General features: G+C 42.9%; 18 protein-coding genes and 1 CRISPR repeat array (1 of these 19 running past the window's edge). Of the genes, 6 read left to right on the top strand and 12 right to left on the bottom strand.

Annotated features, from left to right (window positions below; genetic code table 11):
• Nucleotides 1–2,923: direct repeats of the CRISPR family, unit length 29 nt; unit sequence ATTTCCACACTACTAAGTTCTCCTGAAAC; it reaches 920 nt to the left of the window's first position.
• A 133-nt stretch (nucleotides 2,924–3,056) separates the two neighbouring features.
• From cas2 to AC0S1O_RS06830, 9 genes are all read right to left on the bottom strand, one after another.
• Entirely contained in the window at nucleotides 3,057–3,320 is a 264-nt protein-coding gene (cas2, locus tag AC0S1O_RS06870; RefSeq protein ID WP_475393582.1) for a CRISPR-associated endonuclease Cas2, read from the bottom strand.
• On the bottom strand, nucleotides 3,320–4,294 hold the full coding sequence (gene cas1b / locus AC0S1O_RS06865) for a type I-B CRISPR-associated endonuclease Cas1b (protein WP_475393581.1): 975 nt from the start codon (nucleotides 4,292–4,294) through the stop codon (nucleotides 3,320–3,322). Before cas1b ends, cas2 begins: the two co-directional genes overlap by 1 nt.
• 4 nt (nucleotides 4,295–4,298) lie before the next feature.
• Nucleotides 4,299–4,775, bottom strand: coding sequence for a CRISPR-associated protein Cas4 (cas4, locus tag AC0S1O_RS06860; protein WP_475393580.1), 477 nt, complete (start codon nucleotides 4,773–4,775; stop codon nucleotides 4,299–4,301).
• Between the two features lie 24 nt (nucleotides 4,776–4,799).
• Nucleotides 4,800–7,277, bottom strand: a complete 2,478-nt coding sequence (locus AC0S1O_RS06855; RefSeq protein WP_475393579.1) for a CRISPR-associated endonuclease Cas3'' — start codon at nucleotides 7,275–7,277, stop codon at nucleotides 4,800–4,802.
• Nucleotides 7,240–7,980, bottom strand: a complete 741-nt coding sequence (gene cas5b / locus AC0S1O_RS06850) for a type I-B CRISPR-associated protein Cas5b (RefSeq protein ID WP_475393578.1) — start codon at nucleotides 7,978–7,980, stop codon at nucleotides 7,240–7,242. Before cas5b ends, AC0S1O_RS06855 begins: the two co-directional genes overlap by 38 nt.
• Before the next feature lie 7 nt (nucleotides 7,981–7,987).
• On the bottom strand, nucleotides 7,988–9,061 hold the full coding sequence (gene cas7b / locus AC0S1O_RS06845; protein WP_475393577.1) for a type I-B CRISPR-associated protein Cas7/Csh2: 1,074 nt from the start codon (nucleotides 9,059–9,061) through the stop codon (nucleotides 7,988–7,990).
• Complete coding sequence (locus AC0S1O_RS06840) at nucleotides 9,048–10,892, bottom strand: TIGR02556 family CRISPR-associated protein (protein ID WP_475393576.1); 1,845 nt, start codon at nucleotides 10,890–10,892, stop codon at nucleotides 9,048–9,050. The genes cas7b and AC0S1O_RS06840 overlap by 14 nt, the downstream gene beginning before the upstream one ends.
• Nucleotides 10,893–11,612 carry a CRISPR-associated endoribonuclease Cas6 gene (gene cas6, locus AC0S1O_RS06835; RefSeq protein WP_475393575.1) on the bottom strand — a complete coding sequence of 240 codons (720 nt, stop codon included), beginning with the start codon at nucleotides 11,610–11,612 and terminating at the stop codon, nucleotides 10,893–10,895.
• A gap of 249 nt (nucleotides 11,613–11,861) precedes the next feature.
• Nucleotides 11,862–14,432 (bottom strand): valine--tRNA ligase, encoded by a 2,571-nt coding sequence (locus AC0S1O_RS06830; RefSeq protein ID WP_475393574.1) that lies wholly within the window; start codon nucleotides 14,430–14,432, stop codon nucleotides 11,862–11,864.
• A gap of 98 nt (nucleotides 14,433–14,530) precedes the next feature.
• Between AC0S1O_RS06830 and AC0S1O_RS06825 the strand changes: the two genes are divergently transcribed.
• The 3 genes from AC0S1O_RS06825 to AC0S1O_RS06815 are packed head-to-tail and all read left to right on the top strand — an operon-like array spanning nucleotide 14,531 to nucleotide 18,334.
• Nucleotides 14,531–15,943 (top strand): hypothetical protein, encoded by a 1,413-nt coding sequence (locus AC0S1O_RS06825; RefSeq protein ID WP_475393573.1) that lies wholly within the window; start codon nucleotides 14,531–14,533, stop codon nucleotides 15,941–15,943.
• Between the two features lie 38 nt (nucleotides 15,944–15,981).
• Entirely contained in the window at nucleotides 15,982–18,039 is a 2,058-nt protein-coding gene (locus AC0S1O_RS06820) for a minichromosome maintenance protein MCM (protein WP_475393572.1), read from the top strand.
• Nucleotides 18,026–18,334 carry a DUF424 domain-containing protein gene (locus AC0S1O_RS06815; RefSeq protein WP_475393571.1) on the top strand — a complete coding sequence of 103 codons (309 nt, stop codon included), beginning with the start codon at nucleotides 18,026–18,028 and terminating at the stop codon, nucleotides 18,332–18,334. Before AC0S1O_RS06820 ends, AC0S1O_RS06815 begins: the two co-directional genes overlap by 14 nt.
• Here the strand turns inward: AC0S1O_RS06815 and AC0S1O_RS06810 are convergent, their stop codons facing one another.
• A complete protein-coding gene (locus AC0S1O_RS06810; protein WP_475393570.1) occupies nucleotides 18,335–19,126 on the bottom strand; it encodes an NAD+ synthase in 792 nt (263 codons plus the stop codon). It abuts the gene before it with no gap.
• Between the two features lie 136 nt (nucleotides 19,127–19,262).
• Between AC0S1O_RS06810 and AC0S1O_RS06805 the strand changes: the two genes are divergently transcribed.
• Nucleotides 19,263–21,080 carry an aldehyde ferredoxin oxidoreductase family protein gene (locus tag AC0S1O_RS06805; protein WP_475393569.1) on the top strand — a complete coding sequence of 606 codons (1,818 nt, stop codon included), beginning with the start codon at nucleotides 19,263–19,265 and terminating at the stop codon, nucleotides 21,078–21,080.
• A 5-nt stretch (nucleotides 21,081–21,085) separates the two neighbouring features.
• Here the strand turns inward: AC0S1O_RS06805 and AC0S1O_RS06800 are convergent, their stop codons facing one another.
• Both AC0S1O_RS06800 and AC0S1O_RS06795 read right to left on the bottom strand, forming a co-directional pair.
• Nucleotides 21,086–21,544 (bottom strand): DUF6438 domain-containing protein, encoded by a 459-nt coding sequence (locus AC0S1O_RS06800; protein WP_475393568.1) that lies wholly within the window; start codon nucleotides 21,542–21,544, stop codon nucleotides 21,086–21,088.
• Nucleotides 21,545–21,632: 88 nt separating this feature from the next.
• Nucleotides 21,633–22,832 (bottom strand): histidine kinase N-terminal 7TM domain-containing protein, encoded by a 1,200-nt coding sequence (locus AC0S1O_RS06795; protein WP_475393567.1) that lies wholly within the window; start codon nucleotides 22,830–22,832, stop codon nucleotides 21,633–21,635.
• 110 nt (nucleotides 22,833–22,942) lie between these two features.
• Here AC0S1O_RS06795 and AC0S1O_RS06790 point away from each other — a divergent pair, with 110 nt between their 5' ends.
• Together AC0S1O_RS06790 and AC0S1O_RS06785 are read left to right on the top strand one after the other, a co-directional pair.
• Nucleotides 22,943–23,197, top strand: a complete 255-nt coding sequence (locus tag AC0S1O_RS06790) for a MoaD/ThiS family protein (protein WP_475393566.1) — start codon at nucleotides 22,943–22,945, stop codon at nucleotides 23,195–23,197.
• Nucleotides 23,198–24,322, top strand: coding sequence for a tungsten cofactor oxidoreductase radical SAM maturase (locus AC0S1O_RS06785; protein ID WP_475393565.1), 1,125 nt, complete (start codon nucleotides 23,198–23,200; stop codon nucleotides 24,320–24,322). It begins immediately after the preceding gene.
• The last annotated feature ends 24 nt before the right edge of the window (nucleotides 24,323–24,346 follow it).

The raw sequence follows: 24,346 nt of genomic DNA, 5'->3' as shown, positions 1-24,346 counted from the left end.
TTTACATTCCTTCTATTTCCACACTACTAAGTTCTCCTGAAACAAAGCAAAAGGATCATAACGCAGCCCTCGAACTCATTGATTTCCACACTACTAAGTTCTCCTGAAACAAGAGAAAGTTGAGTAATGATTTTTATGTGAATGAGGTATTTCCACACTACTAAGTTCTCCTGAAACAAACTCCAGGTACCTGTTCAGGTACTTCACCCACGTGTTATTTCCACACTACTAAGTTCTCCTGAAACGATAAGTGCATCTCATTTCCTATTGGATGAGCATTGGGGATTTCCACACTACTAAGTTCTCCTGAAACATTGTTCTCATCTTTGTACATCACTCTTATGCTGAAAATTTCCACACTACTAAGTTCTCCTGAAACTCTCTATCACTGCCACGGCATCCGTGATTAGCCACGAAATTTCCACACTACTAAGTTCTCCTGAAACTCACCTCCCTCTGAAATAGGGAATAAACACTCTTAACAAATTTCCACACTACTAAGTTCTCCTGAAACCAAACATGTCAGAAACAAAAATCATAAAATCCTTAAAACATTTCCACACTACTAAGTTCTCCTGAAACACTCATATATTCACCCCCTTATCAAGCGTCTTGCTATTTCCACACTACTAAGTTCTCCTGAAACTTTTGGGGGAAGGATCCAATGGCAAGAGTGTTTTTTTGAATTTCCACACTACTAAGTTCTCCTGAAACTGGGAAGTGGCCATACAGGATATAATTTGGGACGAAAATTTCCACACTACTAAGTTCTCCTGAAACTAAGGAAATGGGATTAAATGATATCTGGAGAGATTATGGATTTCCACACTACTAAGTTCTCCTGAAACAAAGCCATATCACATTGATGCATTGGGTCTTGAGGATAAATTTCCACACTACTAAGTTCTCCTGAAACGGCAAGTATGGCATGGATATTATGTTCAAACCAGAATAATTTCCACACTACTAAGTTCTCCTGAAACGAGCATTAAGCGACGCAGAAATAAAGCAGATTTACGAAATTTCCACACTACTAAGTTCTCCTGAAACCTTTAATCGCTCCATCGTACCTATCCATTTTCTTTGCTTATTTCCACACTACTAAGTTCTCCTGAAACTCTGTATATACTGAAACCATATACTTCCCTATTTCCTGATTTCCACACTACTAAGTTCTCCTGAAACCAGCGTGATTCATCGGCGAGCACCTCCTGAAATCCATATTTCCACACTACTAAGTTCTCCTGAAACGGCAAGTATGGCATGGATATTATGTTCAAACCAGAATAATTTCCACACTACTAAGTTCTCCTGAAACGTATAGTGAATGAGAATGGAGGTTGGTTGAAGAGGCAAAATTTCCACACTACTAAGTTCTCCTGAAACTAGATAGTTTTACAAGCCCATTTAGAGTAGGTTTTCCATATTTCCACACTACTAAGTTCTCCTGAAACTGGTTTGGAATTAAGTTTTAGTTTTTATGATATGAAATTTCCACACTACTAAGTTCTCCTGAAACCCTGAACACGGTCTATGGAGAAAGGGGAAGTGGGAAAAATTTCCACACTACTAAGTTCTCCTGAAACGCTGCCATGTTGCTCCGTATATTGTGCCGTCGTTTCCAATTTCCACACTACTAAGTTCTCCTGAAACACGGCGTGAATGTGCGCCAGTCCTGTTTTGGTGAATTCATTTCCACACTACTAAGTTCTCCTGAAACCGGCTGTTTTTGGGTTGGCTGGTATCACGTAGGACCATTTCCACACTACTAAGTTCTCCTGAAACACCATATCAAGGAATGGCATTGAGGAGGATAAGTTGAAATTTCCACACTACTAAGTTCTCCTGAAACGAATATCCTTATGAGTGGAGGTGCATAGTTTGAAAAAGGATTTCCACACTACTAAGTTCTCCTGAAACAATAACGGCATCTATTCCGGCCCTCATCTTCCACCAGATTTCCACACTACTAAGTTCTCCTGAAACGCGCATATTACGACCGTGTTATTTTGCAGTTCACGCTGAATTTCCACACTACTAAGTTCTCCTGAAACTGTGCGGTCTATCCAGTCCGCTGTTTTCCATAGGCGCGCATTTCCACACTACTAAGTTCTCCTGAAACTAAGTTTTAGTCCCAATTTGGTTTATGCAGGAGAAGATGATTTCCACACTACTAAGTTCTCCTGAAACCTGTGTGATTGCTGGTAATCATACTCGACCGGGAACCCTTATTTCCACACTACTAAGTTCTCCTGAAACTGCTGAACTACAGTGAGGTTCAAATCGAATTCATAAACGATTTCCACACTACTAAGTTCTCCTGAAACTTTTGCGTAGAATTACCCCAAAAAACCCAGAATCTTTATTTCCACACTACTAAGTTCTCCTGAAACTTCACGGCCTGCTGCTCCTTCGCCAGGGCGTTGGAAGAATTTCCACACTACTAAGTTCTCCTGAAACTCTGGCCGTGGAAGTTTCTTGAAGTCCTCGAATGGGAATTTCCACACTACTAAGTTCTCCTGAAACTCTATCCGATGTGTAATAATAGTGTATGGAGAAAAAATTTCCACACTACTAAGTTCTCCTGAAACATCACGCTCCCTACCACAAACTCATTCTCTTCCAGTTCCTATTTCCACACTACTAAGTTCTCCTGAAACATTGCTTTCTTCTTCTGCTCCTCGCTCACGCCGTCTTTATTTCCACACTACTAAGTTCTCCTGAAACCGTGCCGTTCCAGTTTGTTACCTCGATGTGCACTGTATTTCCACACTACTAAGTTCTCCTGAAACGGCCAAGGCAGACAAGATGAGGTATGAGGATTTTATATTTCCACACTACTAAGTTCTCCTGAAACATACACAGGCAATCAATGGAGAAACTGGAAGAGAGCTATTTCCACACTACTAAGTTCTCCTGAAACCCGATTTACAAAATAAGAATTAGATTATGATTTAAAAACATTCCTACTAAGGAATAATAGGTTACCCTCTATTTCTGCTGTCCATATATAAACCCTTACACCTTACAATTCTTTGCTTCTATTTCAAAAAGAGCTAAATGATCATGTCCGTGGGGCTCTTCTCCAAACCAATTATTCTCTTTTTTATTTGCTTTTCACTGCTGGCACTGTAAATGATCACAGAATCCACATCTTCATCCATAATATTCTTGAGTCCAGAAACCATAATTTCATATTGACTCTTTGACAACTCTCCTTCAAAAACAGAGTTCTGGATCCAATTCAGATATCTCTTGAGATACTTGTTTACCTTGTTAACTCTCTTTTCATCTATATCATAAACCAGAATTATGTACATTACCACCACATCCTGAAACTTTTGTATTTCTTATCACCAAGTATATGTTTAACCAATTTGTAAGCTTCCAGTCTTATAAGCCGCCTGTAACTCACCTTTCTGTGAAGTTGTTTATGCATAATGGTGGTTCTCATTTTCTCGTCATATACTCTCAAAAACTTTTTTCTTGCAGATTCTTTCAAATAATATCCAGCATCCTTATCAAAATCATCTTTTGTGATTATACGATTATTTATAACTGAAAATATCACTCTTTCCACTATCACGGGTTTGAATATGTCTGCAATATCCAGTGCTAGGGAGAATCTACGCTCAGATGGTTCATGGAGGTAACTTATAGACGGGTGAAGATATGTATTGTATATCTCTGATAAGGTTGCGGTGTAAAGCAGGGAATTTCCATATGAAATCAAAGCATTAAGTTCGTCGCCCGGGGGATGGTACTCCCTCCTTTTCATCTCAAAACCCCGGATAAAAGAATTGAAACTTTTGTAATAATAAGACCATATCTGTGCTTCTCTGTTCATCACATCTACTATCTTTTCACCGTTTATCTCCACACTCTCTATTTTTGATATATATTCCTCAACATCCTTCCCACGCTTCTTGTAATATCTTAGGTTTTTAAGTATATTTTCCCTTATTCCTCTGACCATTTCAGATGCTATGAACACTCTCTTATCATCGTCAAGGTAGTGCTCCACTTGCTTAACAATAACTAGTCCTGAATTGAGTTGTTCACGGGGATAGAGGGTTCCCACATAGAACCCGTATTTATTGAAGAAATGTACCGGTATTCCTGTTTTCATGAGATAATACGCAGCTCCAGATTTTACCGTTATATGAGCAAGGCAGTTTATCTCAGTTATATTCTCCAGCGGCAGCGCTCTTTTCATATCCTTGTTTATGAAGTATATCGTGTTTGCCTCTCTTTTCACGATTCCTTCCTGTGTCAAATAAAGTGGTTTTTTCATCATATCACACCCAGCAGAGCTCGTAGTAGGAGCATTTCTTGCAATACGGCTTTCTCTCAGGCGGAGGGGGTTTTTTCATTGATGCCACCTTTTCTATCCCTTTTATTATGTCCTCAACCTCCTTTTCAATTTCTGGAGTCAGCGTAATCTCTTCTGTTTTTCTCTCCTTTGGATACACCAACCTTCCTTTTGCTTCAATTCCCTTCTCGTGCTTTAAATAGTAAAGGTAGTAATAAAGTTGATATCTCACTGGCTCCTCTAACTTTGAAGATTTTTTGATTTCAAATACAGTTATTCCATTTTCATTTCTTATAAAATCCACCGCAATGGTTCCATCAATTAATATGTTCTTTTTCTCACGCTTGTAGCTCTCCTTGTGGATGTGCCTTCCTATAAGTATGTTATCATCTTCATAATTCATATTAATCTGATTCAAAAAGAACCAGAGCTCCCGCTTGCACGCCACATAGTACTGTACCATCACGCCGGTGATTTTCATGGAACTTCAAAATATTAAGCTGGTGTCGTGTGAGATTATACCTGTTTCCAAATCGTATTTCTCATCTATTTCATCCTTTGGTATCAGGTACATATCACCAGCAATTGGAACCAAGGTAAGCTTTGATACCAAATCATCGGGTACTGAAACAACAAAGTTGTAAAATCTCTTCTTTATTTGAAGAAATCTGTTTTTTCTAAGAATTGGATCTTTTATCTTCAATATACTTCTATACTCTTCAAGTACCTTAGTTGCCTCATCGTTAATCTCAACAAACACATCACTTTTTGGATACTTCTCATCAATCAATTTGAAATCTTTCACATCCCAAAACCTACACCTTTTTATATTTTTGATAATATTCTCATCAGATGCACCCTTCTCTTTGACTTTCTTATAGAATTTATCAATTATATCTTTTGAGGATTTCTCCTCAAAGACACCATATTTTTTGAGAACATTGTTTGTTATGTCTATGAGCGTGGGGTCATATACTTTTTTCCACAATGCTCCCCTATCCCCAATTACCTCACATATATTCACCTTGCCACCCAATATCCCATATTCGTTGCCTCTGTTTCCTCGCCCCCCGGCTTGAAATATGCTATCCAGTGGTGCTATGTCCCGGTACACTTTTTTTGCGCTTATATCTACCCCTGCCTCAACAAGCTGAGTTGATATAACAATCTTTCTGTACTCATCATTTAACCTGATTTCCCTTATTCTCTCAAATCTATGTGCTGGAACTATATGAGTGGTAAGATTGATAATTTTCAACTTGTTTCTTTCGTCCACATATATACCTTTTTCGTCAACTTTACCTCCTTCAAATGCCAATTCCCTAATGCTTTTATAAACCCACTTCACTGCAGAAACTCTGTTAAGTATCACTAGGATATCATCGTGAGATTCCGTTATTTCTTCTAATATGTTATTTCTAAAATCTTCAATTTCTAATGGTGTATCCAGATATTCATAAATATTCCTGTTGAAACAGGAATAATACTTTTCAGGATTCCCGATGATGTTTGTATAATCCCCTTCTTCAAATATTAGTGGCATCGTAGCAGTCATTAGTATGATCCAAGTGTTAAATTTTTTTGATAGAGTAATGAAAAACTCCCTTATCAAATTCCAGTATTTTATGGGAATATTCTGAACTTCATCCAGTATAATTATCGAATTTATCATCTTGTGGAACTTTCTAACTGCACTATTTCTATTAGTTATGAGACTGTGAAAAACCTGAATGAATGTGGTGATTATCACCTCGGAGTTCCATCCCTCAGTCAATATCTTTGACTTGGATATGTCAAATTCATCTTCCTCTGTCTCATAAAAAATATCCGCTAAATGATGATGCACAAGCATAAGGTTGGATGGGATCTTATCCTCAATCTCCCTTCTTAGCTCATCCGTGTCCCAAATTTTCTTCCACTCTACACCCACCTCTTTGAGCAACACCTCTCCTATTACACTGGAGTTCTGGTCAATTATACTCAGGAATGGAAGGGAATATATTATTCTGGGTATCACACCAATCTCTTTTTCTATTTTCTTCCTAAGTTTAAGAGATAGAGAAAAAGCAGAAAGTGTCTTTCCACTTCCGGTGGGCAACTCTATGCACATCAACCTGTGATTTTCATTCAATGGATCAAAACTCTCTGAGAATTTTATAACCTCTTTGTATATCTCCTCTCTAGTTCTGTTCATTTCATTTTTTGGAGTGCTAAATTTAAATGAGCGATATTCATCAACGAGCTTGGGCCGGATGGATTTTCTCTCAAGATATGGAGAGTTAGAAGCGTCCATCTTATCTGCATCTAAAAGTATTGAATAGAAAAATAAAAGCAAAAGAAAAAAATCAGCATTACATTTTACCTTGGTGGCGAGTTTTCGCAGGTCCCTGATGATTTCTCTCTGTATATCGTCAAAGTGCTTTAAGAAATAATTCAGATCACAGATACCCACATATTCATCAGAGCATAGCTCATTGTAAATTGATTCTAATTCCTCTTTGTTGTGCATTATGCTTTTCAGTTGTTGTTTCAGGATTGTACTTTTATTTTTCAAATTTTCCTTTTCACCATCTGGTCCCATTAGGTTTCTGAGATCACTGTGGTGCCTAGATACAACCAGATATGCTATTAATGGATACAATTCACTATTATTTTCAGGATACTTGTCTAAAAATTTTTTGACCACAAAATAGCTCCATACAGCGGATATAAGAGAATGTCTCGCCTTCTCAGATTTTTCTCCACCCCTCAGCTTGCTTTGGAAATATTCACTGGCTTTTCCAAAGTCGTGTGTGATTCCTATTAAATATGCTATTTTTGAGTAAAATTCCTTCTGAGCTATCCACTTCTCTTCAACAAAACTTTTTGAAAGATTTCCCACATTTTTAAGATGAACGATGAGGTATTTATCAGGATGGGATCTCAAATTAAAATGGAACGATATTGATATCACCCTCCACAGCATAATATTCTCCATTCATTATTTTTAATGGTTTGCCACTCTCCTCGTAGTATAGTTCAATGTATTTTTTTACGATTCTATCCCTGCTCATAAATCCTGGTACTTTCACATAACCGTAAACATACTCACTTTTCTGAGGTTCAATTACCAGTTTCGTTCCATTATTTGGCACCACAGAATGGATCAGTGTTGGTTCTTTTGCGATTTTTCTATTTGCAACAACACACCCTCCTTTGTAAGGCTTGTATTGGGCTATGTGTTCTGATATTCCCATGTACAGGGTGAATACCGTCTTTCTATGTGGGATCATATTGCATAACCTTTCCATCAATGAGTTGCTCCTTAACCATACAAATAGCCGATACCTCGGATTTTTCAGAAATTCATAGGGTATCTGTGTTCTCTGCCCTCCATTGTCCCACAGATAAAACCCTGTTTTTGTATCAACTAAATTCTGGTTAATGGTGGTTTTTTTAATGGGATTCAGTATCTGAAGGGATACAGCGCTATTTTCCTCGTTGAATTCCTCATAGTATGAATCTCTCGGGAGACCGAGTACTGCAGCAACAATTCCTGCGATGGTTGTTCTAGATGGAAACGGATAGGTGAGGGGAGATGTTGTGGTGTATCCCCTCCTGAAGTGCCCGTAGTCAGACCAAATCTCAAAGGCAGCCATTCGAATGCTGTCTCCTAAATTGTGGTTCATGGGAAACTCACCTATCAAGATTCTTTATTGTGCCATTCACCTCTGCGAATGCATTAACCACCTCTCTCCCTTTGTATTCATTTCCATTAATTAAGAAAACCGTGTCTGGATTTGCCTCAATTTCAACCCTCTGTATTTTATCTTTCTCAGCGAATAGTGCTTGATAAAGCTTCGTGAGATCTATCTTCACATCTTTTATGTCTCTGATTTCCTTGTCATCAACGGATTTCTGAAGTTCAATCTTCTTATCGAGGTCTCCAATATGATAATTATTTTCTTTGTATACCACACGAATAAGCAATCTGGGCATCTGACCTACCTTCGTTCTCGTGATTAGATTCTTTGTTCCGTTCCACATAGCATCAAGCATCTCATCAACATCTTCTTCTTTTAAATGTGTGTACTTTGCTCCATTTTCGTTCACAATCCCATAGAATGCAATTAATGAATATGGTAGAATGTATTCTTCTCTAAATGTTTTCTTTTCCTTGCCTTCACCAGAAGCAAATGCACCAGTTCCCTTTATGTGCTTTATTTCCACCCTGTGGAGGGATCTTCCAAATCTGAATTGAACCGGACCAGTTAAAGTTATTGATGATTTTATTGGTTTCTTTATCTTTTCTTTTATCTCGCTCTGATTGAATTCTAAAGGAATAGTAGCTCCAAACAGTCTAACATCTACTGATTTCCTTATTATGTTTTTACGAATATTATCTTTTATTATTTCTATGTATTTTTTGCTAATTTTTTCTCCTTTTTTGAATTTGGCTATGACTTCTTTTTCTTCTGGTTTTTCATCATCAATATGCGCTACAAAATCTTTAGCTCTCATTTTTGCATCTTGTATTTTTCCTGGTTCATATTCTATTTTTCTCACAAATATATCTTCATTCGTTCCGTTGTATCCTTTAAACTCATACAGGTAATCTCTTATTGTTCTCTTCAACCTCACATCCGTAACTATATTTATCTCTGTTTCTTCATCAATCCTTGGTTTGTTCTCATCCATTGGATCTCCGTTGGGGTTTGCATCCTTTATGTCGTAGAGAAACACTATCTCCGACCTATTATTCACTTCCATTTTCTTCACCTCCTTTATTATTTACCTCTTCAAAGAAGTATCCTGCACCTAAAACCATTCCCAGAGCAAAATAATAGCTCACTTCATCTTTTGAGAGATTCCAACCATCACCTGCTATGGTCAGATACTCAGCAGCATATTTTTCCAGTGATGTGGCCCTTTTATACTCTCTGAGTTTTTCAACAGCGGCGGTGAATATTTTCTTCACCTTTTTCTCATCAAGGTTCAAACTGTATAGCTTGGATCTAAATGGCTCATCGCCATAGTTTAATCCCCGCTCTTTCCTCTGCACATCCAGTAGATAATTCACTATTGCTCCTACCAAGAAGGTTGCTCTGGCGGCAGCGGTGCCAAACGCATCCGTTCGGTCTTCAAAGAAGTTTTCAATTTTTTCTTTGCTTATTTTCATCTTTACTTGTTCTTCCATCCTATCACCTCTTATTAATCCCATTGCGTTCAGGAAATCGTGAATCATCATGGACTCTACGACTTCCAGCTTGAATATAAAATCATTCTTATTTCTAAAACTGCTTCTTATTTCGTCCAAAAATTTTGAAATCATATATTGCCTGTCAATGTGTTTATTGGATAATATGCTGCTAACATACTCCAGAAATGTTTTATCTCCTTTGAAAAAGCTTCTACCAAATACTATGTACCAGTTATGGGTCTTTCCCTTCAACTTTCTTTTTTTGGAATAGTATTCTACAAAATCCCCCTCTGCATTCTTACCAAACAGCGTTTTCACAAACTCCTCCCCGTATTTTTCCCTCACATAATCCTGAGATTCATAGATTCTTCGCATATGTGATGGTAGAACATCTTCAACATATTTCATTATGTCGATGTATTTCCCACCTCCTTTCATAGAGTAAAAAACATAAATAAGTTTCATCACATTGCCCTTTTCACTCACGAACTCTGTGAGATAATCCTCGTCAGAAACCATACCATCGTGATATTCTTTACCTTTATGCTCTTCAACATACTCAAACATTTCATTTAATATTTCATCCTTTTTCTCAGGAAACAGAAGTTGTGGAATTAGATAATATCGTCCACCGTAGAACCTGAAAGATAGGTTTTCATCCAGGTATTTCTTTCCCACCTCTAGGGTGATGGCACAGCCCTCACATATAGGAATTTCCTTCCATCGTTCTTCACGAACGAAATCACCGATGAATCCAGGTTTATCTGCAGTTGAGAAAGAGAATCCAAAGGCAGGGAGCACAAAACCATAAACATCTTTTTCCTCCCCACACAGGTAACATATACCATTGCCAAGAGATGTGCCCATGCTTTTCAAATAATAATACTTACTTTTTGATGATGCAACCAGTATTTTCTTGAAAATCTCAAAATCGCTTAGATACTTCTCTCCTGGATCATAAAACTTCAGGGTGAGGAGAACATTGGTTTTATGGGATTTCTCAAGCATTTCATATTTCTCTTTCAACTCATTTTCTATAATGTTTTGATTAGTGAGCATAGCAGCATGTATGGATTTTAAAAAATCATCATCTTGGTTTTCAAACCATTTTAAAATTCTATTTTGGAAGGTTGATATTGCATCCTTTGGAACCAGAGAAGAGGGAGTTATATCGGTTCCTCTAGAGCTGCCACCTTTATACAGATATCGGAATGTATTTTTATCAGAGTAATCTTCAATCTCTACACCTTTATAATGTACTTTGCCACCTTGGATTTCAAATGCTATGCATAGCACCTTCTTTGTTTTTGATAGTTTTGCTCTGTCCACAAACATTTCAATCTCTGAGATGTTTTTCTTTTTCTTTATGAAATTTCCAAGATCATAAATCTCTTCAAGCAATTATTTCACCTCCTCTTTCAGCGGGTTCACCAGCCCGAAGCCCAAGGAGTTCTTTTCCCCAAGACCACAATCCATTATGAATTTGTAAAACTTTCTCTCCTCTTTCTCGATGTAAGAGCGTCCAAGAATATTCCATACTGAACCAATTATGTTAAAATTCTTATTTTTTATTGTAAGTTTCACAGATACCTCCTTCTTTAATGAAAACATATCAAAGATATATCCCTCTATGTTAAAATCATCATTGTAATATGCATTAAACTTCTTTAAGGCATTTTCCTTTAATCTCTCTAAGAAGAAATTTATGTCGTTTTTCCTTTTAAATGAGAAATACCTGTTTTTCTTAGAGTCTTCATAGAGAACCACAGGGCTCCCACTTGTGAATTTATTGCTTAACCTTAAATTAAATTTTTTCACACGGGTTATTTCGAAAGGAATATCAGAGAGGTACAAATATTTGTTTTTTTGAAAATTTATGAACCACTCTTCTATAAGTTTCCTATTGGGAGATGAAATAATTAATGAATATTTCTTACCAGGATAATAATCCTTAGAGGGAAATATATCAGAGAATGTAAAGAATTTGAATCCCTTTTTACTATGCAGATTCTCATGGTCTGTTCCAATTAAAAAATTATATAGAGCACCTTGAATTGTATGTTTTGTAATTTTGCTAAATGGCGCAAATATGGTGGGTAGCATCTCTAATAGAATTCTCACAATACTATACACTAGGATATGTTATTTAAACTTTGTTTCGAAGTTTGTTAAAAAAGTGAATCAGACCATGGTGGGATTGAAATTAATCCAGCAATAGTAAACTACCCAGAGGAGGGTCAGAATATGGGCTTAAATCAGGAGATTATCATATTTTGATTCTGGTGGATACAAAACAACGCATTTTATTTGTGGTTGATGTGAGCCGCAGGCAAAACATCTATAAATAAAGCATTTTTCGAAAATAAAGATTTAGAAGATGAGAACAAGCACATCCCCCACGCTGAGGGATGTGACCCTCCTTCCCTGGTACACCTTCTCCTTCTGAACCTTCACCATATCCTCTGTGATCTTTATCCCACTGTACTCTGCATCACCCTTCTCTATTGCGTCCCACAACTTCTCAGGATCTGAGGATTTTATGAACTCGATTATCTCCCTTGCCCTCTCCCTGAACCTTGGACCTATGACAGCAAAATTGGGCTGCAGGGATGCAACTCTCTCCTCCACCTTTCCCTCGATTTCGGTGGATACCCTGCACTTGAACGTGCCCTCAATATCCTCTATGCCCTCATCTATGCCTTCAATGATTATCTCCGCCATGTCGGATTTACTCTCGTTCTTCCACCTGCGGATCTCCGCTATCACATCCTTCAACCTCTCTCCCTTCTCCAGCGCATCTGCATCGAAGAGCATCGGCTCGGGCCAGGAGGTCAGGTGCACGCTCTTCTCTCCCTCCCTCTCGCGGAACACATCCTGATACACTTCTTCCGTTATGTGGGGCATTATGGGGGCGAGCATCTTCACTATGCCCAGAAGCACACTGTACAGGGTGTACTTTGTTGCATCCTCATTGAGCCTGTGCTTGACCATCTCCACGTAGTGATCAGCGAACACGTTCCACATGAAGTTCTCTACTTCCTTGACTGCACGATCGTAGCGGTAATCGTCCATGCTCTCAGTCACGCTCTTCACGACCTCGCTGTACCTGCTTATTATCCACCTATCTGCAAGGTGCAGTTTTTCTGGCTCTTCAAATCCATCCTTTATGGCATTCTTCACGAACTTGCCCAGGTTGTAGAGCTTTATGATCACCTTCTTGCCACGGATCGTGTCCTTGTAGCGGAACGGCGTATCCTCTCCGGGTGTGCACTTGGCCGCAAAGAAGCGAAGCGCGTCCGCTCCATACTCATCTATTATCTCAAGTGGATCCACCACGTTGCCCCAGGAGGTGTGCATTGGCCTGCCATCCGGAGCGAGGATGAACCCGTCGATCATTATGTCCTTCCAGGGCTTCTCTCCCGTTACGCTCTTGCACCGCAGAATGGTGTAGAATGCCCACGTCCTTATGATATCGTGGCTCTGGGGCCTCAAACTCATGGGGTACAGTTTCTTGAACTTCTCCTCATCTCTGGCCCAGAAGGTGTTGTACAGGGGAGATATGGAAGAATCAACCCATGTGTCGAAAACATCCTCCGTGCCTTTTAGGGGAGCGCCGCATATGGGGCATTTCTCATAGGGCGGCGGGTCCACCGTGGGATCCACGTGCCTGTCCATTTTTAGGAGATCTTCAAATTTGGGCACGAATGCGTGGCCATTCTCGCATTCCCATATTGGGATGGGCGTGGCAAAGTATCTTTGCCTTGAGACAACCCAGTCCCATTCCAGCGAGTCCACCCAATCATACAATCTTTTCTTCATCCACTCCGGATGCCACTCTATCTCATCAGCCGTTTTCTTTATCTCTTCCTTCAGATCCTTTATCTTTATGAACCACTGCTCCTTGTTTATGAGCTCTATGGGTGTGTGGCATCTCCAGCATACACCTACGTTCTGCTCGATCTCCTCCTGCTTGAGCAGCAAACCCTCCTTTCTAAGGTCTTCAATTATAGCCTTCCTTGCCTCCTCAACGGGCATACCTGCATACTTTCCCGCGAGTTCGGTCATCTCACCCTTGTCGTTTATTCCTTCAAGGAATTTCAGATTGTACTTGTAGATCCACTCCAGATCATCCTTATCGCCCACGGAGCAGATCATAACTGCGCCCGTGCCGAATTTGGGATCAACTTTCTCATCTGCCACGATTTTCACCCTTTGCCCGTATATGGGCACGATAGCGTGCTTGCCCACATAATCTTTATATCTCTCATCCTCGGGATGCACCGCTATCATCTGGCAGGTGCACAGCAGTTCTGGGCGCGTGGTGGCTATAATTATCTCTCCCCCTTCCTCCACCTTGAATGGTATGTAATTCAACTTTGTCTTCCTTTTCTGGTACTCGATCTCCGCATCCGCTATGGCGGTTCCGCATCTCGGACACCAGTTCACAGGGTGCTTCGCTTTGTAAACAAGACCCTTCTCGAACATCCTTATGAATGATAATTGTGTTATGCGCCTGTAATAGGGGGCATCCGTCTGGTAGTATATGGTGGGGTCCATTGCCTCGCCCAGAATCTTGAACTGGCGAATCATCTCCCCTATATTGGAATTGGCAAATTCCTCGCATAGTTTTATGAACTCCTGCCTCGGTGTTTCTCGCATCTTTATCCCATATTTTTTCTCAACATTCACCTCAATGGGCATGCCGTTGACATCGAAGCAAAGAGGATAGAACACATTGTAGCCGCGCATTCTCTTGTACCTGGCGATGAAATCAATGTGCGCATAATGGGTCGCATGCCCTATGTGTAACTTCCCCGATGCGTACCTGGGCGGAACATCTATGCTGAAAACGGGCTTATCGCTCTCGGGATCGAATCTGTAAATCTTCTCCCTCTCCCAGAAATCCTGCCAATGCCTCTCGCGCTCCTTGAAATCGTACATACTTGGGAGAAAAGGAGAGGGGATATAAAAATTTGGGCTTTATGTGGCCATCTTTCACAGTGTAAAATTTAATATTCCAGTATGGCAATTGGGAGAAGATGAAAAAACGCAGGTACGTGAAAATATCCCGGGAGCCTGAGATTCCAGAGTACCAGTTCAACAACTGGATTCGCTACGTTATTCAGAGCAGTGGTGATATTGAGCAGATTCGGGCCCTGATTTACATGCAGAGGATGCAGCGTGCGTGGACATTGAAGAATGCGAGGGAATGGCTCATTGCAAAGACGGGAACGCACAGCATCCTCTCACGTCTGCGGAACACAGGGCTCTTGGTTGAGGTGGGTGAGGAGGGTGGTTCAAGGCTGTATTCCCTCGTGGCCCTGGAGCGCATCGAGGGATGGATACAGCGCTATTATGGCCAGTCGGGACATTTCAGCACCGAGGAGGCCATGCGCGAGTATGAAGGAATTGTGCTCAACCTGAAAAGAGAGTACGAGAGTTTTGTGAAGAGCGTGGGGGAAGAGGATGTTGAGGAGTGGATCAAGAAGATATCCTCCATTGGAGATATTGTGAGGTACACAAGGAGCATAATGGGGGAGAAACTCTACATGGACGCCCTCTTGCCCATAATTCAGCAGTACTCCATGGCAAATGTGCCCATATACTCATCTGCTAATCCTGAAAGGAGAATAAACCAGACGGGCTTTTCCCTGGCATATTTTGGAGAGCCGGGCACGGGCAAGACCTTCGCAACGGATGATCTCCTGCGGGGCAACGAGAGCAAGGGTGTGCCTCCCCATGGGATTATTGGAAGGTTGAGATATGCTCAGGGCATGACGCCAAAGATGTTCATTGCAGTACTTGAGGCCTATCAGGACTACCCCGTGGACTGGGTCGTGCCAGAGTTCAAGGATTTTTTCACCTATCGCGGCATGGTGGAGAAACTGAAACTTGTGATGGAGCGCCGTGAGGTTCGGGATGAGACCAGAAACACGATAATCGGACCCTATAAGGTCACGAGTTTCTTCATAGTCAATTACAACACCCAGGTTAGGGGAGGTATGTGGAAAAGCACAATAGAGGATCCCAATTTCAATGCAGTTGAGGACAGGATGCTCTGTAAATTGTTCTTAAACACCTCTGAAAGGAGAAGGATGATTTGGGAAAATATGAAGCGCATTGCTGCTGGCAAGGTGAATTACTATCTTGCCTCCACGCTGAGAAGGCATCTCACCTACACCTATCATCTTCTAACAGGAGGAGAGGTAAGAGTGGTTGTGGACGAGAATGATTTTATGAGTATGGGAGATCGGATAGCTGAGGAAATAGAGGAGAAGCATCCGCGCATGAGTTTGAGAATCGTGGATCGTGCCCTGCAAATAGCTGCCTCTGCATCCATTGTGAGGTATCTGAAAGAACGCGATGATGAGATCTGGATTGATAGGGATAGCATGGAACTGGCGATGCAGTTTGCCCTTGAGGAAATAGATTCCCGTGCCAGGAGGTTATGAGAAAGATTTTAAATCTTTGAGTTATATGCCCAGGGTGCATGGAGTATCTGGAGGAAGAGATCAGGTCAATGTGGTACGATTTCTTTTCACACACAGATTACGGCACTCGGTTATCTGAGATTGCCGACGAGTATCCGGATACCCGAAGTCTCTACGTTCAGTTTGAAGATCTTGAAAATTACAATCCAAGCGTTGCCGAGGATTTTCTCAAAAACCCTGATGTTTATTTGAGGGAGGGAGAGAGGGCAATAAGGGAGTATCTGCACGACCCGAATTTGAAGATACATCTGCGCATAAACCAGCTTCCCCGCGATAGAAAGAAGGAGATAAGAGAGCTCAGGGCCGTGCACATCGGGCAGTTTTTGAGCATTGAGGGAATAATAAGAAGGGCCAGTGAGGTACGTCCCAAATTGAAGGTTGGAGCGTTCAGGTGCAGTGATTGCGGCGGAATAACGGAGGTTGAGCAGGAAGGTGCAAAACTTCAGGAACCCTTTGCCTGCTCCCAGTGCGGCAAGACCAAGCCCAAGATAAAGTTCAAACTTATTATTGAAAAATCCACCTTTGTGGACACCCAGCGTGCTGAGATTCAGGACAACCCCGAGAATCTCAGGGGCAGGGAGCAGCCCCAGCGTCTCATGGCCTATCTTGAGGATGATATTGCGGGTGAGATCGTGCCGGGAGATAGGGTTGTGCTCAATGGAATCTTGAGAACCGTTGAAAGGAGATTGGGCAATGTACGCACCACGGATTTTGACATATACCTGGATGTGGTTAGCATTGACAAGGAGAGCAAGGAACTTGAGAGCATTGAGATAACGGAGGAAGATGAGATTCGCATAAGGGAGGAGGCGAGGAATGGGGACATAATTGAGCGTATGAAGAGGGCCATTGCCCCGACAATTTACGGGATGGACATTGAGAAGGAAGCGCTGCTCCTGCAGATGTTTGGGGGGGTAACTAAGAGAATGAAGGACGGCACCAGGATAAGGGGTGACATTCACATACTTCTCGTGGGAGATCCGGGAACTGCAAAATCCCAGCTGCTGCAGTACATGGCCCAGCTTGCACCCAGGGGCATATACACCTCGGGTAAGGGCTCATCCGCTGCAGGTTTAACTGCCACAGCCGTTCGTGATGAGACAGGACGCTGGACCCTGGAGGCGGGAGCCCTGGTGCTTGCGGACCTCGGTCTGGCTGCCATTGACGAGATTGATAAGATGAACCCCACAGATCGGGACAGCATATATCAGGCCATGGAGCAGCAGATCATAGCCGTAACGAAGGCGGGCATATATGCAACGCTTATGGCGAGATGCTCAATTCTGGGCGCGGCAAATCCCAAGTACGGGAGGTTTGATGTTTCCAAGCCCATTGTGGAGCAGATCGATTTACCCACACCCCTTCTCTCAAGGTTTGATGTCATTTTCAAGATAATAGATAAGCCAAATGCCGAGAGGGATCGTGCTCTGGCTAATCACATACTGGAGGCACATCTGGCTGGGGAGATGCTGGAACTTGAAGAGGAGGATAACATTGTGGTGAAGCAATTTGATGTGGGAATGAGCCCGGACTTCATAAGGAAATACGTTGCCTATGCCAAGAGAAATGTTGTGCCCAAGATGAGCGATGAGGCAAAGAAAATGATTCTAGATAAGTACGTTAATACGAGAAAGCAGTTTGAAGAGACCCACGCGGTGCCAATCACCCCAAGGCAACTTGAGGCGATGATTCGCCTTGCTGAGGCGTCTGCCCGTGCCAGGTTGAGCGACGTGGTCACGAGGGAGGATGCTGAGAGGGCCATAAAGATTGTAGATTACTTCCTGAAGGAGGCCTCCTCCGAGGAGGGAATACTTGATGCGGATCTTCTCTACAGCGGTATAAGTTCGCGACAGAGAAGCGTGATGGAGAGGATGGAGGACATAATAAGGTCTCTGGCCCGGGAGAGCAACGGTATGGCTAAGGAGAAGGATATAGTAGCACAGGCTGTTGCAGATGGAATAGAGGAATCGAAGGCCAGGAGCATACTGAGAAAGATGCATCAGCAGGGTATAATCGTGCAGGCAAGGGAAGGTGTTTACAGATATGTCTCTCCATAACATTGCAATGAGGGTTTACAGGGTTCGGGGCGAAACCGTTGTGGCCGCCTGCGATCGCGATATCCTGGGCATGAAATTTGAAGAGGGGGATCTTGTGCTGGATGTTAAAAAAAGCTTTTATTACGAGGCCTACGTTACCGAGCAGACCTTTCTCAACAGCATGAAGGTGGCCACAATAGCAAATCTCGTGGGAGAGCGGGTTGTCTCTCTGGCCATACGGGAGGGATACATTGACGAGGAAAATGTGATAAAAATAAAGGGAGTTCCCCACGCACAGATGGCCCTGCTCTTTTGATCACTCTCTCCAATCGGTGTTAACGGTTCTTGCTCCTATCTTGGGTATGTAGAGCATCACCCTCTTGTGCCTGCTTCTATCGTGCATATCATAAACCTTATTCACAAGGGCATCTGAAATCTCCAATTCTTCCACGATTTTCTCCCTTGGCAATCCCAATTCTATGCCATAGAGTATTCTATCAAGCACCTCGTATTTTATGCCCATCTCCTTCTCATCGCTCTGTCCGGGAATGAGTCCAGCACGTGGAACCTTGTTTATTATCCTTTCGGGAATGCCTATCTCCTTTGCCAGAATTCTCACCTGTGTCTTGTAAAGGTCCCCAATCGGTGCAAAATCGCTGGCGCCGTCCCCATATTTTGTGAAGTATCCCACAAGCAACTCACTCTTGTTACTGGTGCCCGCAACGAGTCTGCGCTCCTCGTTGGCAATCGCGTAGAGTATGGCCATTCTTACTCTTGCCTTCAGATTTGCAATGCTCATATCACCCCTGAGGCCTAATTTCCCGAATATGGCGTGCACGAATTCTCCGATGGGTATAACCTCGTATTCAATTTCAAGCGTTTTTGCAAGTTCCTCCGCATCCCTTGAATCCTCGGAGGGTGTGGCATCCTCGGGCATGTGCACGCCCTTAACCCTATCCTTTCCAAGAGCCATTACGCAGAGTTTTGCCACAACTGAAGAATCGAGCCCGCCACTCATTCCAATAACAACCTTTCTGTCTCCCACAAAATCTCTTATGAACCTTATTATCGTTTCCTGTGCGTAGGGGGGAAGTTCTATTTCAAGCATATGCTCAGTATTTCCTGCATTCCTATAAATCTTTTGAATACTTTTCCATTTACGAAATTCGTTATGTTTTATCGAGCATGTGGAAAATTAAATTAATGTCCTCAGCCATGCTATTTCTTGTCAAAGAGGTGATTTGATGTATGGATATTGGGGTAATATACTTAGAGTGAACCTCAGCACTGGAGAGATAAAAACGGAGAGTTTTGATGAGGAATTTGTTAAAAAGTGGCTCGGTACGAGGGGTTTCGGCATACACTATCTTCTCAAGGAGATGGATCCAAAAACGGATCCTCTGGGTGCGGAAAATAAGTTGATATTTTCCACAGGAGCGCTAACGGGCACCGTTGCTCCAACTGGTGGAAGGTACATGGTTATAACGAAGAGCCCACTAACAGGATTCATTGCGATGGCCAACTCTGGCGGATTCTTTGGAGCAGAACTTAAAATGTCGGGATGGGACATGCTGATCATCGAGGGAAAGAGCGAAAAGCCGGTTTATCTGCGCATTGAGGATGAGAAGGTTGAGATAAGGGATGCCTCCCATGTATGGGGAAAGAGGGTGAGCGAGACAGAGAAGATCCTCACCGAGGAGTTTGGAGACAGGCATGTGCAGATTGCCTCCATAGGTCCGGCTGGAGAGAATCTTGTGAAATTCTCCGCGATAATGAACAATGGCCACAGGGCGGCCGCAAGAGGTGGAGTGGGTGCTGTTATGGGCTCAAAGAAACTCAAGGCCATCGTGGTGCGTGGACACAAACGTGTAGAGGTAATTGACAGAAGCAAGTTCATAAGCGTGGTGCGTGAGAAGACGGAGATACTCAAAAAGGATCCGGTTGCCGGACAGGGTTTGCCATCCTACGGCACTGCTGTGCTTGTGAACATAATCAATCAGAATGGCCTGTATCCAACACGCAATTTCCGTTACGGGCAATTTGAGTATGCGGAGGAGCAGAGTGGAGAGGCCATGGCCAAGAAGTACCTGAAGAGAAACAAGCCCTGCTATGCCTGCCCCATAGGATGCGGCCGTGTCAACGATATGGATACAGTGGGTGAAACTGAGGGACCTGAGTATGAGAGCACATGGGCCCTTGGTGCCAATCTGGGCATAAATGATCTGGCCAGCATAATTGAAGCAAACCACATGTGCGATGACTACGGGCTTGACACCATATCCACAGGGGGCACGCTGGCAACTGCCATGGAGCTCTACGATCAGGGATATTTGAAGCAGGAGGATCTGGGAGATGCACCCCCCTTCAGATGGGGAAACACGGAGGTTCTGCATTACTACATACCGAAGATTGCAAAGCGTGAGGGATTTGGTGCCATACTTGCAGAAGGAGGATACAGGCTCGCTGAGAAGTACGGATGTGTTGATTGCTTTATGGGTGTGAAGAAGCAGGAACTTCCAGCGTATGATCCCAGAGGAGCCGAGGGCCACGGACTTGGCTACGCCACGGACAACCGTGGTGGAGACCACATAAAGGCGTATCTGATCTCTCCTGAGATTCTTGGATACCCCTACAAGATGGATCCCCACGATATAGGCGATGAGAAGGTGAAGATGCTCATTCTATTCCAGGATCTCACTGCGGTCATAGATGCGGCAGGTATGTGCGTGTTCACAACCTTTGGAATGGGGGGTGATGATTACAGAGATCTGCTCAACGCTGCCTTCGGCTACAACCTCAGCACGGAAGAGTGGCTCAAGATCGGAGAGAGGATTTGGAACGCGGAGCGTCTTTTCAACTTGAAGGCGGGACTTAAACCCCTGGAGGATGATACCTTGCCCAAGAGACTCACGGATGAGCCAATGCCCGAGGGTCCAAACAAGGGACATGTTGTGCGCCTGAAGGAGATGCTTCCCAGGTACTACGCCCTTCGGGGCTGGAACGAGGATGGTACGATATCCCAGGAGAAGATAAAGGAACTCGGACTGGAGGAGTACCTCTAATTCTTCTATTTTTCAATTTTTACCAGCGGATCTGAATCGGCAAGGATGTCTATTATGTCCTCAACGATGCCAAGTGTGATAAATTCCCTATGTCTTGAAGGCCTGCAACTCATGCCGTGATTGTATTCAACAATCCACTTCTCTCCGGATATTGACACTGTTATGGTGGATGATGGCATATCGGTTATTACCACACCACACTCCCTTTCTATTTTGCCCCACTCCTCGGCTATATCAAAGAAACCTATGCGGCTAAGAATTTTTAGAAGTGAAATGGCCCTGTCCCGTGGTATGTGGTACTCTCTCTTGCCCTCAACCTTCACATGTACTTTTCCTTCGTACTCAACCTTGCCATTGCCATATATGGTTAGTCTGTAAGCGGGACAGGTACCAAAGCACATGCCCCTTTCCATGGTCACTGCAGCCCCTTCAATTTCCTCCTCGGTCAATTCTTCTATTTTCATATATTTCTCCTTGCAGGCATACTATAAAATTATTCTTACGAAGATTTATGTTAAATCTTGCCTCTTTGAAATGCAAAAAAAGGAAGAGTTATTTAACTATTAGAAACACTCCTCCATACTCCTTGTTTATCTCCCTGATTTTTTCCAGGATGCTCTTTTTGGTGTCTTCCTTCATCCATGGGAGACTAAGATCCAGAAGTATGACGGGCTTGTACACATGCTCAAGTAGTGATGTGATGGTGAAGTACAGCATTTCCTGCTGCTCCGGGTTCTCAGGATTCAATTTGTTTTTGCCCGTGCTCTGGGAGATTTCAAACACTGTGGTCTGCACGAGTTTGTATTTTTTCTTGAACTCTTCTGCACTCTCTCCTATGAAGCCAGCTCCAGGGTTTCCTGATCTTGCCAGCCTTGCAAACTTGTGGTACGCTTCCTCCTTTGACATTTCGTAGACTCCTGAATCTGGGAGTTCCTCTTCCAGTTCAACGATCTCTGTGCTCGGAGCCACGAGAAACAGCCTGTATCTGACTATTGTGTACATAACGAATATGCCGAATATGGTGAATCCCAGGGTGGTCATCGGATACGAGTTATTCTTCTTCTCAATAACCATTGGGATCAGTGCGGTCACGGTGAGAAGCACGAATGTGATCACAAATCCTGTTATGGTTATGATGATCTGCTTCTTGATTATGTCCATTCTCACGCTCTTAAGCTTTATGAGCAGTATGATTATCATTATTATGGCAGATACGAAGAGCCATATGCTGTACAGGGAGTGCAGTGGACCGGATTCCAGACCCCATATCCACTGTCCCATGGCCTTGTATGGATACATATACGCCACCGTGGGACGTCCTATTAACTGATTGAAGATGTTGGCAATCATCCCTGCAAAGGAAAAGCCGTAGACAGCGTACAGCACTGCCCTACGGGTGTTACGTCCCATTTTGAGTTTGAATGGGTAGTCCAGGGCGAAGTGAATTATTCCCGCTGAGACCAGAAATATTCCAAAGCAAAGTATCACAGCACCCATATAGGCGAGATTTCCGTCGTAGGGGCCAGGACTCAATGAGATACTTCCCAGATAGTGATATGCAGGTTTGGCGGGAGGGGGTCCGGCTATTCTTTCTATCAACTCTCCGACACTCCAAATCAGCATGGAGAAGAACATCACAAAGGCTGAAAGATTACCCGGTTTCCTTATGTTGGACACGATAACCATGTACACCAGTACAGCCGCTATAACTGTAGCCGCTAAAGATGGCCAGAATGCATAGGGTACCCACAACTATATCACCTCTGTAAATTAAAAGTTAAACACGTATATATTTTTTGTTATTTTTTATTTTCCCATTTGTGTCCAATAAGTGTTAAATCCGAGTACGTTTATTCAATCCCATGATTCGGGTCAAGTACTTTGCAACCCTTCGCGAGATAACGGGGAGGCGGGACGAAACTTTTGAATACGTGCCCACAGTGCGCATGCTTCTAAAATTGCTTTACGAGAAATACGGTGACGCATTCAAGCGAGAAATTGAGTCCCGCAATATGATCCTTGTTAATGGAAAAAACATACTGGACCTGAAAGGTTATGAAACGGAGATAAGTGATGGGGACGAGATTTCAATCTTCCCCCCTGCAGGTGGTGGCTGAATGGAGGAGCATGTTTTTTATCTGGACAACGCTGAAATCCATATCCCCAGGGAGCCGGATATGCGTTATCTTTATCTTGAGATAACCAATCGCTGCAATCTCCATTGTGAGATGTGCTTCAAGCAGTACTGGAGGGACGAGGAGGGAGATATGTCCTACAATCTCTTCCTCAAGATAATGGATGATGCCGCAATGTTTGAGGATCTCCAACTTGTTTATTTTGGAGGCATTGGTGAGCCAACTGTGCATCCACGCTTCATGGACATGGTCAGGGAGGTGAAAAGCAGGGGATACGCCCTCGGTTTATCCACAAACGGTTTCCTGCTGAGTGAAAAGGTAATGAGAGAACTGGTAAATCTGCCAGTGGACTTGATTTACCTGTCCTTGGATTCCCTTCCCGTTCAACCCTCTGAGATAGGCCACATAGTTCCAAACGTCACACTGGATAGAATAAAAAAATTTGCAGAATTAAAAAAGGAGCGGGGATCCGAGTTGCCCCACATAGGCGTGGAGGTTGTGTTGACCAAGGAGAATTACCGTGAGATGGGAAGGATAGCCAAATTCCTTGCAGAATACAATATAGATGCCCTGCTCTTCTCAAACCTCATACCTGTGAACCAGGAGCATGCATCCATGATTTTATACGATGGAAGTGTGAATCTGGAACCCCACATCAAGGAGCTTCTCAGAAACTCCTACAGCGGCTTTTATCTGCATTTGCCAGAGTTCCAGCTTCGCACGGAGCGTCACTGCGACTTTGTGGAGAAAAAGGTGGCGGTGGTCAGATGGGATGGGGAGGTCGTTCCCTGTTACAGGTTTCTGCACACCTATCCCGAATACGTTTTTGGGAGAAGAAAGATGGTTTACGCACACTCCTTTGGAAATGTTGGGGAGAAGTCCTTGGTGGATATATGGACCAGTAAGGAATACTCCTGGTTTCGCTTCATAGTCAAAAATGCCATATATCCCTCCTGCACCGACTGCCCTCTGGTAGATGCATGCTCATATGTGCAGGATTCCCGTGTTGATTGCTGGGGCAATCAGCCGAGCTGCGGGGATTGTCTATGGGCCCGCAGAATCACAATCTGCCCGATTCCAATGGAATCCCTTGGAAAGTTCTGGTAGTTTACCAATTTTGATAAAATTTTG

The sequence above is a fragment of the Candidatus Aciduliprofundum sp. HYA1 genome, from assembly GCF_056175085.1.
The sequence above is the reverse complement of the archived record's forward strand: the minus strand, read 5'-3'. Positions and strand labels throughout refer to the sequence as shown.